Here is a 15,743-nt window from a genome sequence, read left to right on the forward strand (position 1 = left end):
ACCTCTTTATCTCTTTATCTTAAACTTTTTCTATTATAATGATGTTGGAGTCAAAAGCCCCAACTATGATACCTGCAGATTGTTTCGTGCGATGCACTCCCACAATGCTAATGCGCTACTTCTTTGGTGCACTATACTTTACAATGAACAACTCTACACTCATTGTATCACTGAGCCGTCCGGTCTTTACAGCTTCTTCTGTATCTGCCGCTTCTTCCATGATACCTTTTAGTTCTCTCATTGTAAAGCTTCTGCTCTGTTGCATGTATTTTCCTGCCACAAATGGATGAAGTCCCGCTTTTTTTGCGATGGTGCTTTTGTCTGCTCCCTGGTTCATCAGATCTTTCACCTGCAAAAGCAGACGGAATTGTCTCGCCAGCAAATATAAAATCCTCATCGGAGGTTCTTTTAACGCCAACAGATCATAATAATAATCCAAAGCTTTCCTTTGCTGCCTTGTTGCAACTGCTTCAATCATATCAAAAATCTTATTCGTGATCTGCGTCGTACAGATTGCATCAATATCCGCCACCGTAATCTCATTTCTTCCAAGCGTATAAGAAAACAGCTTTTCCATCTCCCGCTCCAGATTCTCCATGTCGGTTCCAGTTCGGGACAACATGTATTCTGCAGTGGATTGCTTAATCTGCCTGCCTTCACGCTTTATATTACCAGCAAGCCACAAAAGCAATGTCTTCTCATCCTGTCTTCCAAGCTCGACCACTCTTCCGATATCCTTTACGGCCTTATACATCTTACTCCGCTTGTCAACTTCACTCTCCACAAATACAAAGCAGACCGTTTCCGGCATGCTCTTAATATAATCTGCAAACTTTGCATCTGCATTCTTAAATAAGCCAGAATCTTCCATCACAATGAGACGCTTTTCTGCAAAAAATGGCATTGTCTCTGCCAGATCTATAATCTCCGATACATTGATCCCCTTGCCTTCATAATGCGCATAGTTCACTGTATCACCTTCCGGAAGCACAGCTTTTGTCAATCTGTCACGGTACTGCTTTTTCAGATAAGCCTCTTCTCCATACAAAAGATATGCCTGCTTGATATTCCCTGTTTTCAAATCTTCATTCAGATTCTTCATAAGCTGTCGTTTCGCTCCCTTCCTTAAGAGTATACTGAATTTTCCCACCGAATTCAACCGTGATTTCAATTCCTCCACAATTTGCCGTAGCTAAGATCCGGCTGCCAGTTTTTTCTAATCTTTCAATAGTTTCTCTATGCGGATGCCCATATGAATTCTCTATCCCAGCCGATATGATTGTGTACTTTGGTCTGACTTTCTGAAGAAATATTTCAGAAGAGGAATTTCTGGAACCATGATGTGCCGCCTTCAATACCTCAAATGCTTTTTCAGGACAATATTTTTCTATAGATTCACAAAGTTTTTCTTCCCCTATACCTTCCACATCCCCGGTAAATAAGAAATCAAATTCCCGGTAACTGACAGATAAAACCATGGAAGCTCCATTACCAGTTTCTCCGGAATAATCACTCCCCGGACAAAGACAGAGGATTTTCATTCCCTGTTTTTCAATCTCCTGTCCTTGCTCCATAACCGCTACCTGCACTCCATTTTCTATTGCATATATTGCTAATTTCTTCAGGCTTTCGTCCCAGACACTTTCTTTTGGGAATACAAGTGTTTTAATCTTCACACCGATTTTCTGCCTCGATATCATTTCTTCAATCCCGTTCGTGTGGTCAATGTCACCATGGGAAATGAACACATAATCCAGTGTCCCGACTCCTTTCGATAACAGATATGGCTCGATTCTGTACTGCCCGACATTCTTCACATCACTGCTCCCTCCGTCAATCATACAGGTCATACCTCCGGGACTCTTTAAAAATATTCCATCACCTTGACCCACATCCAACACCGTCACTTGCATCTGCGACAAACTATCAAAACGGTGAAGCAGAACAAATACTCCCAAAGCACATAACATTCCTGTCAATATATTTCCACGTTTTCTTTGTTTTTCACATTCCTGTGCTTCATTGCGTTCCTGCCCTTTCGCATACTCTTTTTTCTGAGGATGTTTCTTTTTATAGTAGTATATAACACATATGACCACTACGCAGCCGTAGTAGAACAATATCTGCCAGATCTTAATTCTTCCAATAACGACTCTTGCCCCAGGAAGTTCCAAAAAAAACTCACAGCATCTTTCATAAATCGTCAGAATAAAGCCACAGATTCCCAGCATACACTTTCCTGGAATCTTGAACATACCAGAGCACAACATACATATAAAACTTCCAGTAATTCCCAGGCTCAGCAAAATTGTCATGAGCGGAATTACAAGCAGATTTAAAAATGTTGCATAGAGTGGAAATTCATAAAAAAAATACAGAACAACAGGTAAAAGAAATAATTGCATTTCTATGTTGCTTATTATCATGCTTTTTATTTGTATTATCCAAGCCTTATTTTCTCTGTTTTTCTGAATGTCTATCTCTGTTCTTGTTTTTGCTTTCTCCATCTGTCCGGCTGGCATTATAACCACCACTGCAAATACTGCAAAAAATGACAGCCAGAACGCCCCGTCGTAAATACTGAGCGGCCGCCAGATGAGTACTACTGCCGTTGCCACAGAAAGTGCCGTCACACTGTCATAATGTCTCCCCGCGATTTCTGCCCCTACCCGGAACAAATACATAATACCGGCACGGATCACAGATACTGTAACCCCAATCATCAATACATAAAGAAAGAAAAAGAATATGCCTCCGATTCCTCCTATCGTATAACTTCCTGTCAGTTTTCTAAGTAACTGATAAATTCCGATCCCGATTACCGACAGGTGCAAACCGGAAATAGCCATTATATGTCCGATTCCGTTCACCTGATATAGTTTTTTTATCTCTGGGTCCATCTGGGATTTTTCTCCAAGAAGTATGGCGCTTAAAATACTGCCGTTTTTCTCTCCCGCTTCACTCAGTAATGTATTTCTACAATGTACTCGTATATTCTCCAATATATTTTGTATCCGTTTTACTGTGTGGTCTGTTATTCTTAAAGTTTCACTCCATACCTTTCCGTGAATATTCTGCCTTTGATAATAGGCTTTCTGATCAAAATTCCCCGGATTACGCGCAGTTTCAAAAAAACTAAGCTTCCCTTCCGCCTCCACCTCATTTCCTATCTGTATCTTATTTTTCTTCTCATCATAAATGAGCATTCTGGATTCTTTTATTAACGATTGCTGACTTTGTTGATTTTGTTGACTCTGTTGATCTTTCTGAAAATAGACAGAACATTTTTTCAGATATAATATCTGATACTTTTCTTTTTCTTCTTTTTTATATACCTGGCCCCTGACAATCAGCCAATCATCTTTTTCTCCATATTGTTCAACAGGAGAAGGGCGAAGCTCTGACACGAACTTCGCACCTGCCCCGGCTGTCAGGATTCCGATTAAAATTGCGATCACCAGGCATAAACTGCATAGTGGTCTGTTCTTCAAATGATTAGTCCTCCACAATATCTTCCCGCTCTGTAAGCGGCTGGCTAAGATCCACCTGATCCTGATACTTAAGATTTGAATCTCCATTAACCAGAATCTGTACTTTTGATGCACTTCCTCCTCGAATTATAGAATTTACGATAGAATAAATAGTAACTTCCGGCTGTATATCTGTCATATTCAAAAATCCATTATCAAAATTCACATAACATACATCATCTTTCACAGACACACCCAAAAGTACCGTATCCATAGGAATGACCTTTTTATGAGTTTCTGCAAAAGGTCCTTTCATCAGTTCTTCTACAATCAACTTCTCTTTCAATGTATTGCTGTTGTACCGGACATGTTCTGTCTCAGTCACAAGCTTATCTCCCTCACTGTTTGCAAAATACAATTCAAGATCTACACTTTGATATGTATGAAGTGTGGAACCTATATTCTGAACAAAATATTCGTCATTCATAGCTCCGATTTCGTTACCATTCACATCACACAATGGATCCCCACCAATATATAATTTTACAGAATCAACCCCATCAATCTGTATCAGTGACTGAACCAGTGACGCACGAAAAAGAAGTTCCGGCACTTTTTTCACATTTTTATATTCCTGATTAAAAGATATCCCCAGTCGTCCATTTGTAAGTTCCCATTTTTCCACTTTTATCTTTTTGGGGAATGTACTCTTTACTTCTACATCTTCTGGATTTTTCTTCAGTTCTTTTAGCATAGATTCAATCTTCTCTTCCGTAGTATCCCCTTCTATTTGAACTTTTTCCTGTTCCAGTGCCTGGGTCTGTACATTTACATAATACAGTTCATAAGTTTCCTCATCCGTATCATTTTTCTTACAGGACATAAGGAGAACCACGCATATAAGAATCCCTAACAAAGCTGTAAATTTCCTTCGTTTATTCATACTGCCTCTCCTTTCTATGACACGTAAGTCAATGGAATTTTCACTGTAAATGTTGTTCCTTTTCCCGGCTGACTGTAAACCTTAATCGCACCTCTGTGCATAACAATTGCACTTCTTGCAATCGCAAGTCCAAGTCCGGTTCCTCCGATTTCTCTGGAGTGAGACTTATCTACCCGGTAGAATCTCTCAAAAATATGATCTGTCTCCTCCGGTGCGATTCCAATGCCGGAATCAGCCACTTCAATATAAAACAACTTGTGATCTGCATTTAACGCCACATGCACCCAGCCATTTTCCTGATTATATTTAATCGCATTTTCCACCAGGTTTGTGATTGCAAGCGATAATTTCACTTCATCTACCTCCGCAGTCACCGGTCGGAAACTTTCAAACACCACCTCTATATTATTTTTTGCCGCAATTGGACGAAGCTGTTTTAATATTCTTTCCACAAGAGTATTAATGTTCACGGAAGAAATATTCATCGTATCCGCTGTTTTGTCCATTTTAACGAGAGATAGAAGATCATTAATAATCTTGTTCTCACGCTCTATTTCTTCTGACAGATCCCCCATAAACTCCTTGTACAACTCCACCGGAACATCTTCCTGTGTCAGCAATGAATCTGATAATACCTTCATAGACGTAAGTGGTGTTTTCAATTCATGAGACACATTTGACACAAATTCTGTCCTTGAATCATCCAACACCCGGAGTCTTCCCAGCATTTTATTAAATGCTTCTGTCATCTGTCTCGTCTCTGTATATGCATTTTCATGAAGCATACTTTCATCATAGCCTGCCGTTGCATTTTCCAGTGATCTGGTAATTCTGATGAATGGCCGAACCATAAGCTTACTGAATACCAGTGCTATAAGCACCCAGATGATCAGGATTATGCCTCCTACTGTTCTGACACTTGACCGAAGTTCATGAAGTGTATCTACGATCGTATCTGTGGACACACTGACTAACATAACGCCCTTTACTTCATTGGTCTGTGAATCAGCAATCGGTGAAGTCACTTCAATATAGCGGTTCCCTGAATCATAATGGCTGGTTCCCTGCCCTTTTAAACACTGAATCACATCACCTGAAACAATGGTCTTTCCATCGTCCATTCCATATGTATCTTCCATAATCTGAAAATTATCATCGATCAACATCACCCGGCCATTGTAAATATTTGTCAACTGGTCGAGTTCTGTCTTTATAAATTCTGAATTTTTTCCCTTCAGGTCACTGCTGTCACCCAATTGATTGCATAGAATTGTACATTGACTCTGAATCTCGGCAGTGCGTACATTCACTGCCCTTTTTTCATAAGTACTAAGGAGTACCCCTTCAATGATCAGCACCGGAATGATCCCTGCCAGAATGATCAGGAATCCAATCTGAAACCTGAGACTCCCTAGTCTGCTTCTTTTCAAATACTTCTTAACCCCTAAAATAATAACCAACTCCCCACTTCGTATGTACATACTTCGGATCACTCGGATTCTTTTCTATCTTCTCCCGAAGTCTCCGGATATGTACATCGACAGTTCTTGCGTCACCGGGATACTCATATCCCCATACGATATTCAGAAGATTCTCTCTGCTGTAGACTTTATCCTGATTCATTGCAAGAAGCTCCAGAAGATCAAATTCCTTTGCTGTCAGATTCACTTCCCGTTCTCCGATCACAACTCTTCTTCCTTCGCAGTCAATCTTCATATCGCCTTTGACGATCTGTCTTCCTTCCGGCCGTTCCTCTGTCTGTCTTTCGGTTCTTCTCATGATTGCCTTGATTCTTGCCTTCACTTCCAGAATGTTAAATGGCTTCGTGATATAATCATCTGCACCATATTCCAGTCCGAGGATCTTGTCCATATCCTCGCCTTTTGCTGTCAGCATCACAATTGGCACATCAGAAAATTCACGTACCTGCTGACACACCTGAAATCCATCCAGTTTAGGCAGCATCACATCCAAAAGTATAATGTTATACTTATTCTCACGGATCAGTTTCAATGCTTCCTCACCGTCATAGGCACAGTCCACATCCATACCATCTTGTTCCAGACTGAACCTTATTCCCTTCACAATCAGTTTTTCATCGTCTACTACTAATACTTTTCTGCTCATTGCCAGTCTCCCCTGTCAAATCTTAATCTGATCTTTTAATTTCTGAAAGGTCCCCTTTTTGATTCCTTCTACTTCCATAAGCTCTTCTATCGAGCGGAATTCGCCATGTTCTTCCCGGTATTTTAAAATTGCCTGTGCACGCACATCACCAATTCCATTTAATGTCAGCAATTCTTCTTTTGAAGCTGTATTCAAATTAACTTTTCCGTCATCCTGCCCGGATACATTTTCCACAGCCTGCACGCTGAATGTCTCATCACTCTCAGATGCATTTCTGGTTGACGTAACTTTTCCGGAATCTACCTCTTCCTGTGACGGAACATAAATCTGCTGCCCGTCCTTTAGAAGCTCAGCCTGATTCAGATAAGAAAAAGCGGCAGTTGTAGTCATACCTCCTGCTGCCTCTATCGCTTCAAAAACTCTGCTATCCTGTTGTAATTCATAGACTCCTGGCTGATTTACATTGCCGCACACATGTACATACAGCTTCTCTGGTCTATCTTCTGTGTCAGGCACCGCATCATCTTTCTTCTTAGCAGTGTCTTCTTCCTTCACTTTTCCGACATCTTCTGTGGTATCTTCTCTTGAGTCTTCCGGTGTACTTTCCGGTTCTTCTTCCCTGACAGACACTGTCTTAAGATCTGTCTCCTGTGACTTTTTCTGGCAGCCCACACAAAATACCACGCACATAATTACAACTACGCTTCTGATAAAATACCTGTAATTCCACCTTGTCCTACTCATATGTCCTCCTTTGTAATTCTCATACAAAGTGGCTTGTACCCTCAAAATGTAAGACAGTTTTATTGTACTATCTCCATTCCAAAATTGCAACTGCGATCCGCCAAAGAGACGTAAAATCACTTCTATTATTTCCACTGAAAAATTGCAATTCCAATCAGTGCTATCCCCATGCCGATTACTTTTCTCCATTCCAGAGGTTCTTTATCAACCCCAAACAATCCGAGAAGTTCAATCCCATAAGCTACGATCAACTGTGCGATAACGATCAGTAATGCTGCTTTTGCCGGGCCAAGCTGGTTCATTGCCCGAATTACTGTAAGTGTAATTCCAGCCCCGATCACTCCTCCCAAAAGCAGATATCTGGGCTCTACTTTCATAAGTACCATCGGATTATCTCTACCTGCAATCAGCCAGGCAATCAGACAGACGGCAAATGCAGTAAGCTGCACCCATGCATTGCCAACCCACATACCTGTCGTCTTGGTAACTTCTGTATTAAAAACACCTTGTATACTCATCAATGCCCCTGATAAAAGAGCAATAAAAAAACCGACCATTGTGATACCTCCTTACCTGTCGTAATTAGTATATCCGTGCGTCGGTTTTTATATTCCTTTTTATAAATGCCAGATACATTTCATGATGCCTGCGGATTGCTCCACATTTTTTCACTCTGCTATTATTACAGAACCTTTTTCAAAATCTCCAGCATCTCATCTACATGCTCTTTTTCAATCACAAGTGGCGGAACCAGGCGAAGTACATTCCCCTTTGCACTGATAATAAGAAGTCCTTCTTTCAGTGCCTCCGAGCTAATCTCTCCTACCGGCTTCTTAACCTTAATCCCCTGGATAAGTCCAATTCCTCGTCTCTCCAGAACTGCGTCATTTGCTGCAACAAGTTCATCCAGCTTTTCTGTCAGATATGCGCCAATCTCACGCACATGAGCTGTGAGATCGTATTTTTCAAATAACTCCAGCGTCTTGGCAACTGCTGCGCACGCCAGCGGATTTCCACCGTAAGTTGTTCCGTGATCTCCCGGCTCAAGAGAATATTCTGACACTTCTTTTGTCATGGCAAATGCTCCTACCGGAACTCCATTTCCAATTGCTTTTGCCATCGTCATGATGTCCGGTTTTACACCATATCCCTGCCATGCAAACATAGAACCTGTACGTCCCATACCACACTGAATCTCGTCACAAATCAGAAGAATTCCTTCTTCATCACAAATCTGGCGGAGTCCTTTCATAAATTCATCAGTAGCCGGAGTGATTCCGCCTTCCCCCTGAAGAGCTTCCAGAATAATTGCGCATGTCTTATCACTTACCAGTGCTTTTACACTGTCAAGGTCATTGTATTTTGCAAATTTCACGCCCGGTATCAGTGGCTCAAATGGCGTTCTGTAATGCTCTGTTCCGGTAACAGACAATGCTCCCATGCTTCTTCCATGGAAAGAATCCTCCATAGCAATGAACTCATAACGTCCGGTACCTTTTTTGTAAGCATATTTTCTGGCAGCTTTTAATGCACCTTCAATTGCCTCTGTACCACTGTTAGTAAAAAATACTTTATCCATCTCACATGCTTTCAAAAGTGCTTTTGCTGCTTTTCCGCACGTTGTATTATAGTATAAATTCGAAGTATGTGTCAGAAGATCTATCTGATTCTTTAATGCCGTCTTATACTCTTCATTACTGTATCCAAGTCCACATACCGCAATTCCTGCCGCAAAATCCAGATACTTCTTTCCTTCTGTATCATAAAGATAAACACCCTCACCATGATCTAAGACAACCGGAAAACGGTTATATGTATGGACCAGTTCTGAGTTTGTCTCTTCCATATATGTATTTGTCTGATTATTCTCCATCATAATACCTTCTCTCACTGTCATTTAAAATAGCTGTACCAATTCCTTTGTTTGTAAAGATTTCAAGCAGCAGGCAGTGTGGAATTCTTCCATCCAGAATATGAACTCTGGATACCCCACTCTCAATAGCCTCGATACAGTTGTTGATCTTCGGAAGCATTCCGCCGCCGATATATCCATCTCCCACCAGCTTATGAGCCTCTGATACTGTCAGTTCAGAAATCAGTGTGGATGAATCCTGTGGATCCTTATAGACTCCTTCAATATCTGTCAGGAATGCAAGCTTCTCTGCTTTCATGGCTTTTGCAATCGCACATGCTGCATCATCTGCATTAATATTGTATGTATTGTTGTCATCGTCCAGTCCTACCGGGCAAATGATTGGAAGGAAATCTTTTTCCAGAAGATCGTAAAGAATATCTGCATTTACATTTGTCACATCTCCGACAAATCCGATATCTTCACCATTTGCATATTTTTTCTTTACAGAGAGAAGTCTTCCGTCTTTTCCACTGATTCCGATCGCGCGGACTCCCAGGCTCTCTACAAGCTGAACAAGACTTTTATTTACCTTGCCCAGAACCATCTCAGCCAGCTCCATAGTTGCCTCATCGGTCACACGAAGTCCATTCTTAAATTCCGGTTTCATACCAACTTTTCCAACCCAGCGGCTGATTTCCTTACCGCCGCCATGAACAATGATCGGTTTGAATCCTACCAGTTTCAAAAGTGTGACGTCCTGAATGACTCTTGCTTTGAGTTCCTCGTCAACCATGGCACTTCCACCATATTTTACTACGATAATCTTACGGTTAAAACGCTGGATATATGGAAGCGCCTCAATCAGTACTTCTGCTTTATCCAAATATTGCTGCATATCTTTATTCATGTCCAAAAACTTCCCTTCTGTCGTCCAACTACTAGTTTCTAGCAATTATCTGTACTTTAACTTCTGTAGTCTGCGTTAATATTGATATATTCATGTGTCAGATCACAGCCCCATGCGGTCGCACTGTAATCGCCCATTTTGATATCTGCCGTTGCTGTGATCTCAGGCTCAGATAAAATCTTTGTGGCTGCTTCTTCACTATAATCTGTTGCCACACCATTTTCAATAATCTGAAGCTTTCCAGCCTTACTTTCAAAGAACAGATCCACCTTTTCCGGATCAAACTGTACACCGGAATATCCCATTGCACAGAGAATTCTCCCCCAGTTTGCATCATGTCCGGCAATTGCAGCCTTTGTAAGATTGGAGCATACAACTGATTTTGCAAGTGTCTTTGCCTGCTTTATACTCTCTGCTCCTACGACTTTCACCTCAAATAAAGCAGTCGCTCCTTCTCCATCTCCTGCCATTTTCTTGGCAAGTGTCTCGTTGACCATGTGAAGTGCCTCTTTAAATGTCTCATACTCCGGACTTGCGTAAGTGATCTCCTGATTGCCTGCCAGACCATTTGCAAGAAGAATTGCTGTATCATTGGTAGATGTATCTCCATCTACAGAAATCATGTTGTAAGTATCTTCTACGTCTTCACTCAGCGCCTTCTGCAGTGCCTCTTTTGTAATTGCGGCATCTGTTGTGATAAATGCAAGCATCGTGCACATATTCGGGTGGATCATACCGGAACCTTTGGACATTCCTCCGATTGTGACTGTCTTGCCGCCAATCTCTATCTCAACTGCCATCTCTTTTTCTACTGTATCAGTCGTCATGATTGCAAGAGCTGCATCGTGTCCGCTCTGTAGACCTTCTGCTTTCTTTCCTGCCAGCACCTGGATTCCGTCCACCAGCTTCTGCATCGGAAGCTGCATTCCGATGACTCCTGTGGAACCAACCAGGACACCTGCTGCGTCAATATTAAGCGCTTTCGCTGCTGCCTCGGCTGTCTCTTTGCAATATCCCATGCCTTCTTCACCGGTACATGCATTGGCAATTCCTGAGTTTACAACAACTGCCTGCACGCCTGCGCCACTGTCTACTATCTGGCGATCCCATTTAACCGGGGCTGCCTTTACAACATTTGTTGTAAAGGTTCCTGCAGATACACAAGGCACCTGGCTATAGATCAATGCCATGTCGGTACGTCCCTGATATTTAATCCCTGCGGCTGTACTTGCAGCCTCATATCCCTTCGCAGCTGTTACACCGCCTTTTATCTGTTTCATATATTCCTCCTGAAGTTTCCTTCTATTTATTCACTTATTTTACAAAGCTTTTTCTTCATATTCAAGAATGCCTCGGCATTCTTATGATGCCTGCAGATTGCTCTGCACTTCGCACTTGCCTCATTCTCAGTTACTGAATAAATGCAGTGATATTCGCCTCATTTAATATAAAGTCGTAATAATTCAAATCTTCCCGCTTCTTCCAGCCAATCTCTTTCCAGAATGCATTTCCTATATCATTCTTTGTAAATGCAATTAAAGAAACGTTGTTGATTCCTTCTGTTTTTAGTGCTTCCATTGCAAATACAACCATTGCTTTTCCGATTCCGCGCATGCGGTATGCTTCATCCACACAGACATGATAGAGACACCCTCTTCTTCCATCATGTCCACATAAAATAGCACCAACAATCTTATCATCTTCAACTGCCACCACACTCGTTGTTGGATTTCTCTTTAAGAAGCGCTCCACACCTTCTTTTGAATCATCCACACTTCGAATTCCAAAACCATGTATTTTCATCCAAAGATCATGCACCTGTTCATAATCTTCAATTGTCATTGTTCGTATCATTTTATTTCTCCCCTCAGATTTGTTCTATGGGAACATCGGAACAAGTTCCAGTCCTTCGCTTTCCGGAAGTCCGAAAAGAAGGTTCATATTCTGAACCGCCTGTCCAGCTGCACCTTTTACAAGGTTATCGATGGCTCCCATCATAACAATACGGTTCGTTCTTGGATCCAATTTGAATCCGATATCTACATAATTGCTGCCTTCTACCCATTTTGTCTCCGGACATACGCCTTCACCAAGCACACGCACAAACTTCTCGTCTGCATAATATTTATCATAAATTGCTTTTACTTCTTCACCTGTTACATCTTTTTTCAATGTAGCATACTCTGTTGCCAGTATTCCACGATTCATCGGAACAAGATGTGGTGTGAAACTGATGGTCACATTTTCACCTGACGCATATCCAAGCTGTTCTTCAATCTCCGGTGTATGTCTGTGAGATGCTACACCGTAAGCTTTCATGTTCTCATTGACTTCACAGAAAAGATTCGGAACCTTTGCTCCTCTTCCTGCTCCGGAAGTACCGGATTTCGCATCTACAATGAGTGTCCTCATATCAATGATCCCTTCTTTTGCCAGCGGATATGCTGTCAGAATAGAGCAAGTTGTATAGCAGCCCGGATTAGCGATCAGTCTTGCGCCTTTTACTTTATCACGGTTCACTTCGCAAAGTCCATAAACAGCTTCTTCAATAAATTGCGGACTCTTGTGCTCGATACCATACCATTTTTCATATACCTTAACATCTTTGATACGGAAATCTGCACTTAAATCTACAATTTTTGTCTTGCCTAAAATATTCTCGTTAATGACAGAAGCCAGAAATCCCTGAGGAGTCGCTGTAAAAATCACATCTACCTGATCTGCCAATGCTTCGATATTGTCATCCATGCATTTTGCATCTACAATCTGAAACATATTGCGATATACATCTGCATACTTCTGATCAATATAGCTTCTTGAGCCATACCACACAATTTCTGCCTCCTTATGTCCCATTAAAATACGAACGAGTTCTCCACCTGCATAGCCTGTGGCTCCGATGATTCCTACTTTTATCATTTTTGTACCTTCCTTATATTGTAAAATCTAAAACTATCTAAGGTATGTGACAGCTAATTTCAGACAGTCAATCAGCTCTCACATACCAATTATACTTTTACTACTTAAATATGGCGTCAAAACCAGGGGCGTTCCACCTTACCTTTACCGGATAAAATGAGCTGGTTCTTTCCCCGTTGCTTTGTTGACCAAAGTATCATTATGCTCCATCTTTACTTTGTTGGTCAAACTATCATTGTATACACTTCAAGCTATGTGCATGATTATACAACTTATATGTATAATATTCAAGTGTTTATGCATAACTTTTTAATATTATGCATATTATCCAATCTCATGAATACTTTTGCACAATTTCACAGCATATTTTAATCTTTACTCTTTATCCTTCTGCCTGTAAAAGTGCAACATATGATAAACTTTCGTCCCCAAGTCTACCTCTTAATTTCCTCTAAGAAACTTGCAAAATTCGTAGAACTCCATATTTGCTATCGAAAGTATTATGACCGTCCGACTTTGCATTATGGAGACAAGACTGTAAAAATCATGGTAGCCTTTGCTGACATGATTTTTGTTCTGTCAGGCTTGTCGGAATGCTTTGTGCAACGGAGTGACGGCTCAAATACTTTCGTAAGCAAATTCATAGTTTTTTCTGTTTCTTACGGGCGAATCTGCCCATCTCCAAAAATCACATACTTTGTCGTGGTAAGTGCTTCTAATCCCATTGGTCCTCTTGCATGCAATTTCTGTGTGCTGATTCCTATCTCTGCTCCGAATCCGAATTCAAATCCGTCCGTAAATCTGGTCGATGCGTTGACATAAACTGCTGCCGCGTCAATCTCGTCCTGGAATTTTAGTGCATTTGTATAATCTTTTGTAATAATGGACTCGGAATGTCCGGTATTGTATTTGTTAATATGTGCAATTGCCTCTTCTATGGAAAAAACAATCTTCACGGAAATGATCGCATCCAGGTACTCTGTGCCCCAGTCTTCTTCTGTTGCCGTCACAATCTCCGGTACAATCTCGCGAGCACACTCATCCCCCCGGACTTCTACGCCTTTTTCACAAAGCGCTTTATAAATAACCGGAATGGCCTGTTCTGCGATTTTTTCATGAACCACAAGTGATTCACATGCATTGCATACGCCGAGACGCTGTGTCTTTGCATTGACAACAATCGGGACTGCCATGTCAAGGTCTGCAGTCTCGTCCACAAAAATGTGACAGTTTCCGGTTCCTGTCTCAATAACCGGGACCGTACTGTTCTGCACTACATTTGCAATGAGTCCTGCTCCGCCTCTTGGTATCAGAACATCAATATATTTATTTAGCTTCATCATTTGATTGACAACTGCACGATCTGTATTTTCAACAAGAAGAATCGCATCCTTTGGAAGATTACATTTTTTCAAACCTTCCCGAATCACCTTTGTCACGGCAAGATTGGAATGGATTGCATCAGAACCTCCACGTAGGATTACAACATTTCCTGTCTTAAAGCAAAGTCCAAAAGCATCTGCCGTTACGTTCGGGCGCGATTCATAAATGATTCCGACCACCCCAAGTGGAACCACTCTTTTTCCAATACGAAGACCATTCGGTCTGACCTTTTCCCACAATGTTGCACCAATTGGATCTTCCAGATCAGCAATCTGTCTGAGACCTTCAGCCATTCCGGCAATTCTTTCTTCCGTCAGGCGAAGACGGTCAATCAGAGATGCTTTCATACCGTCTTTCTCAGCTTTTTCAATATCCTTTTCATTTTCTGCCATAAGATAGCTTTTCTGATTTTCCAGTTCTTCCGCTACTCTTCGAAGTCCTTCATTTTTCTGATTTTGGGAAAGATGCTGAACCTGTGCAGAAACTGATTTTGCACGCTTTCCAATCTCCTTTATATAATCCATGTGACGCCCTCCTGCTTCTATCATTCATCTATCACTAATCTACGATAATCTCATCAATTTCCCGGATTTCCTCCTATATCTCATGCGCTGCCACTGTTTTTTCAACGATTTCCACTGGTATTTTTAGCAGATCAGAAACCTTTCTCGTATCCCCTGTACTTGCATACGCATTCATTATAAATTGTTCTGTAAGCTGCTCTGTTACTTGCTCTGTCACCTGTTCTGTTACCCGTTCTGTTACCTGTTCTGTCACTTGTTCTCTCATTTCTTGAAATTCTTCTGCCATCAACTCTTTTAATGCTTCACACATACTTGACTTTACCTTGCCTCCGTTATTCTCTATAATGAATCTACTGTAATCTCATCGATTTTCCGAATTCCTTCTTCTGAAAATCCGACTCCGTCAATGGTTTTTATATCGTCAAAGATCTGTTCCGGTTTTGATGCTCCGACCAATACACTTGTCACTACATTATCTTTTAATTTTAAAATACTGAATCAACTTTTTAGGATAATGATTATAAATAAACATAATCTTTAATTCTTCTGATTTTATTTCTAGCTTTCTTTTCATTATAATTTTTTAGCTTCCTGTTTGCAACAATAGTTCGAAAGTTTATGTATATACATTGGGTATTTATTTCAGAATTCGAAACAATGAAAATGTTTACCTTTCGGTTTTAAATATTCGGAGACTAGAAGGTCTCTTGAATTAAATATAGCGTAAACGCAAAATGTCTAGGCGTTCACTATTTTGCGTTTACATTTTTTCTGATTAACAAAGATTAGTAATTTACTATGAACCACTTATTAGTAAATGTTGTCAGACACCATACGTTTTCATTTATGTCTATTTTTATCTTTATAAGCT

The 15,743-nt window shown here is 40.9% G+C and carries 15 protein-coding genes; all 15 read right to left on the reverse strand.

Annotation, left to right across the window (positions count from 1 at the left end; translation table 11 throughout):
* Window positions 1-115: 115 nt before the first annotated feature.
* On the reverse strand, window positions 116-1,102 hold the full coding sequence (gene holA / locus C7E02_RS05875; RefSeq protein ID WP_105309052.1) for a DNA polymerase III subunit delta: 987 nt from the start codon (window positions 1,100-1,102) through the stop codon (window positions 116-118).
* Entirely contained in the window at window positions 1,086-3,491 is a 2,406-nt protein-coding gene (locus C7E02_RS05880) for a DNA internalization-related competence protein ComEC/Rec2 (RefSeq protein ID WP_105309053.1), read from the reverse strand. Before C7E02_RS05880 ends, holA begins: the two co-directional genes overlap by 17 nt.
* A gap of 4 nt (window positions 3,492-3,495) precedes the next feature.
* Window positions 3,496-4,413, reverse strand: coding sequence for a GerMN domain-containing protein (locus tag C7E02_RS05885; protein ID WP_105309054.1), 918 nt, complete (start codon window positions 4,411-4,413; stop codon window positions 3,496-3,498).
* A 14-nt stretch (window positions 4,414-4,427) separates the two neighbouring features.
* Window positions 4,428-5,894, reverse strand: coding sequence for a sensor histidine kinase (locus tag C7E02_RS05890; protein WP_105309055.1), 1,467 nt, complete (start codon window positions 5,892-5,894; stop codon window positions 4,428-4,430).
* Window positions 5,851-6,540 (reverse strand): response regulator transcription factor, encoded by a 690-nt coding sequence (locus C7E02_RS05895; protein ID WP_005337074.1) that lies wholly within the window; start codon window positions 6,538-6,540, stop codon window positions 5,851-5,853. Before C7E02_RS05895 ends, C7E02_RS05890 begins: the two co-directional genes overlap by 44 nt.
* A gap of 15 nt (window positions 6,541-6,555) precedes the next feature.
* A complete protein-coding gene (locus C7E02_RS05900) occupies window positions 6,556-7,284 on the reverse strand; it encodes a helix-hairpin-helix domain-containing protein (RefSeq protein ID WP_117612979.1) in 729 nt (242 codons plus the stop codon).
* A gap of 125 nt (window positions 7,285-7,409) precedes the next feature.
* A complete protein-coding gene (locus tag C7E02_RS05905) occupies window positions 7,410-7,841 on the reverse strand; it encodes a DMT family transporter (RefSeq protein WP_005334438.1) in 432 nt (143 codons plus the stop codon).
* 125 nt (window positions 7,842-7,966) lie between these two features.
* Window positions 7,967-9,160, reverse strand: a complete 1,194-nt coding sequence (locus C7E02_RS05910) for an aspartate aminotransferase family protein (protein WP_330406742.1) — start codon at window positions 9,158-9,160, stop codon at window positions 7,967-7,969.
* Complete coding sequence (gene argB / locus C7E02_RS05915; RefSeq protein ID WP_022279143.1) at window positions 9,147-10,046, reverse strand: acetylglutamate kinase; 900 nt, start codon at window positions 10,044-10,046, stop codon at window positions 9,147-9,149. The genes C7E02_RS05910 and argB overlap by 14 nt, the downstream gene beginning before the upstream one ends.
* A gap of 56 nt (window positions 10,047-10,102) precedes the next feature.
* Window positions 10,103-11,326, reverse strand: coding sequence for a bifunctional glutamate N-acetyltransferase/amino-acid acetyltransferase ArgJ (argJ, locus tag C7E02_RS05920; RefSeq protein ID WP_005337068.1), 1,224 nt, complete (start codon window positions 11,324-11,326; stop codon window positions 10,103-10,105).
* A gap of 130 nt (window positions 11,327-11,456) precedes the next feature.
* Complete coding sequence (locus C7E02_RS05925; protein ID WP_005337066.1) at window positions 11,457-11,900, reverse strand: GNAT family N-acetyltransferase; 444 nt, start codon at window positions 11,898-11,900, stop codon at window positions 11,457-11,459.
* A gap of 24 nt (window positions 11,901-11,924) precedes the next feature.
* Complete coding sequence (argC, locus tag C7E02_RS05930; protein ID WP_005334447.1) at window positions 11,925-12,965, reverse strand: N-acetyl-gamma-glutamyl-phosphate reductase; 1,041 nt, start codon at window positions 12,963-12,965, stop codon at window positions 11,925-11,927.
* A 659-nt stretch (window positions 12,966-13,624) separates the two neighbouring features.
* Window positions 13,625-14,872, reverse strand: coding sequence for a glutamate-5-semialdehyde dehydrogenase (locus tag C7E02_RS05935; protein ID WP_105309058.1), 1,248 nt, complete (start codon window positions 14,870-14,872; stop codon window positions 13,625-13,627).
* A 73-nt stretch (window positions 14,873-14,945) separates the two neighbouring features.
* Window positions 14,946-15,182, reverse strand: coding sequence for a hypothetical protein (locus C7E02_RS05940; protein WP_105309059.1), 237 nt, complete (start codon window positions 15,180-15,182; stop codon window positions 14,946-14,948).
* 29 nt (window positions 15,183-15,211) lie between these two features.
* Window positions 15,212-15,340: a hypothetical protein gene (locus C7E02_RS20055; protein WP_278336543.1), complete on the reverse strand. Its 129-nt coding sequence runs from the start codon at window positions 15,338-15,340 to the stop codon at window positions 15,212-15,214.
* Between the last annotated feature and the right edge of the window lie 403 nt (window positions 15,341-15,743).

Origin of the sequence: Dorea sp. Marseille-P4042, from assembly GCF_900290215.1 — a bacterium.
Classification (GTDB): Bacteria; Bacillota; Clostridia; order Lachnospirales; family Lachnospiraceae; genus Dorea; species Dorea formicigenerans.

Coding starts and splice junctions, on each gene's coding strand:
- holA (WP_105309052.1), bottom strand. CDS start 1,102: ATGAAGAATCTGAATGAAGATTTGAAAACAGGGAATATCAAGCAGGCA.
- C7E02_RS05885 (WP_105309054.1), bottom strand. CDS start 4,413: ATGAATAAACGAAGGAAATTTACAGCTTTGTTAGGGATTCTTATATGC.
- C7E02_RS05890 (WP_105309055.1), bottom strand. CDS start 5,894: ATGTACATACGAAGTGGGGAGTTGGTTATTATTTTAGGGGTTAAGAAG.
- C7E02_RS05895 (WP_005337074.1), bottom strand. CDS start 6,540: ATGAGCAGAAAAGTATTAGTAGTAGACGATGAAAAACTGATTGTGAAG.
- C7E02_RS05900 (WP_117612979.1), bottom strand. CDS start 7,284: ATGAGTAGGACAAGGTGGAATTACAGGTATTTTATCAGAAGCGTAGTT.
- C7E02_RS05905 (WP_005334438.1), bottom strand. CDS start 7,841: ATGGTCGGTTTTTTTATTGCTCTTTTATCAGGGGCATTGATGAGTATA.
- C7E02_RS05910 (WP_330406742.1), bottom strand. CDS start 9,160: ATGATGGAGAATAATCAGACAAATACATATATGGAAGAGACAAACTCA.
- argB (WP_022279143.1), bottom strand. CDS start 10,046: ATGAATAAAGATATGCAGCAATATTTGGATAAAGCAGAAGTACTGATT.
- argJ (WP_005337068.1), bottom strand. CDS start 11,326: ATGAAACAGATAAAAGGCGGTGTAACAGCTGCGAAGGGATATGAGGCT.
- C7E02_RS05925 (WP_005337066.1), bottom strand. CDS start 11,900: ATGATACGAACAATGACAATTGAAGATTATGAACAGGTGCATGATCTT.
- argC (WP_005334447.1), bottom strand. CDS start 12,965: ATGATAAAAGTAGGAATCATCGGAGCCACAGGCTATGCAGGTGGAGAA.
- C7E02_RS05935 (WP_105309058.1), bottom strand. CDS start 14,872: ATGGATTATATAAAGGAGATTGGAAAGCGTGCAAAATCAGTTTCTGCA.
- C7E02_RS05940 (WP_105309059.1), bottom strand. CDS start 15,182: ATGTGTGAAGCATTAAAAGAGTTGATGGCAGAAGAATTTCAAGAAATG.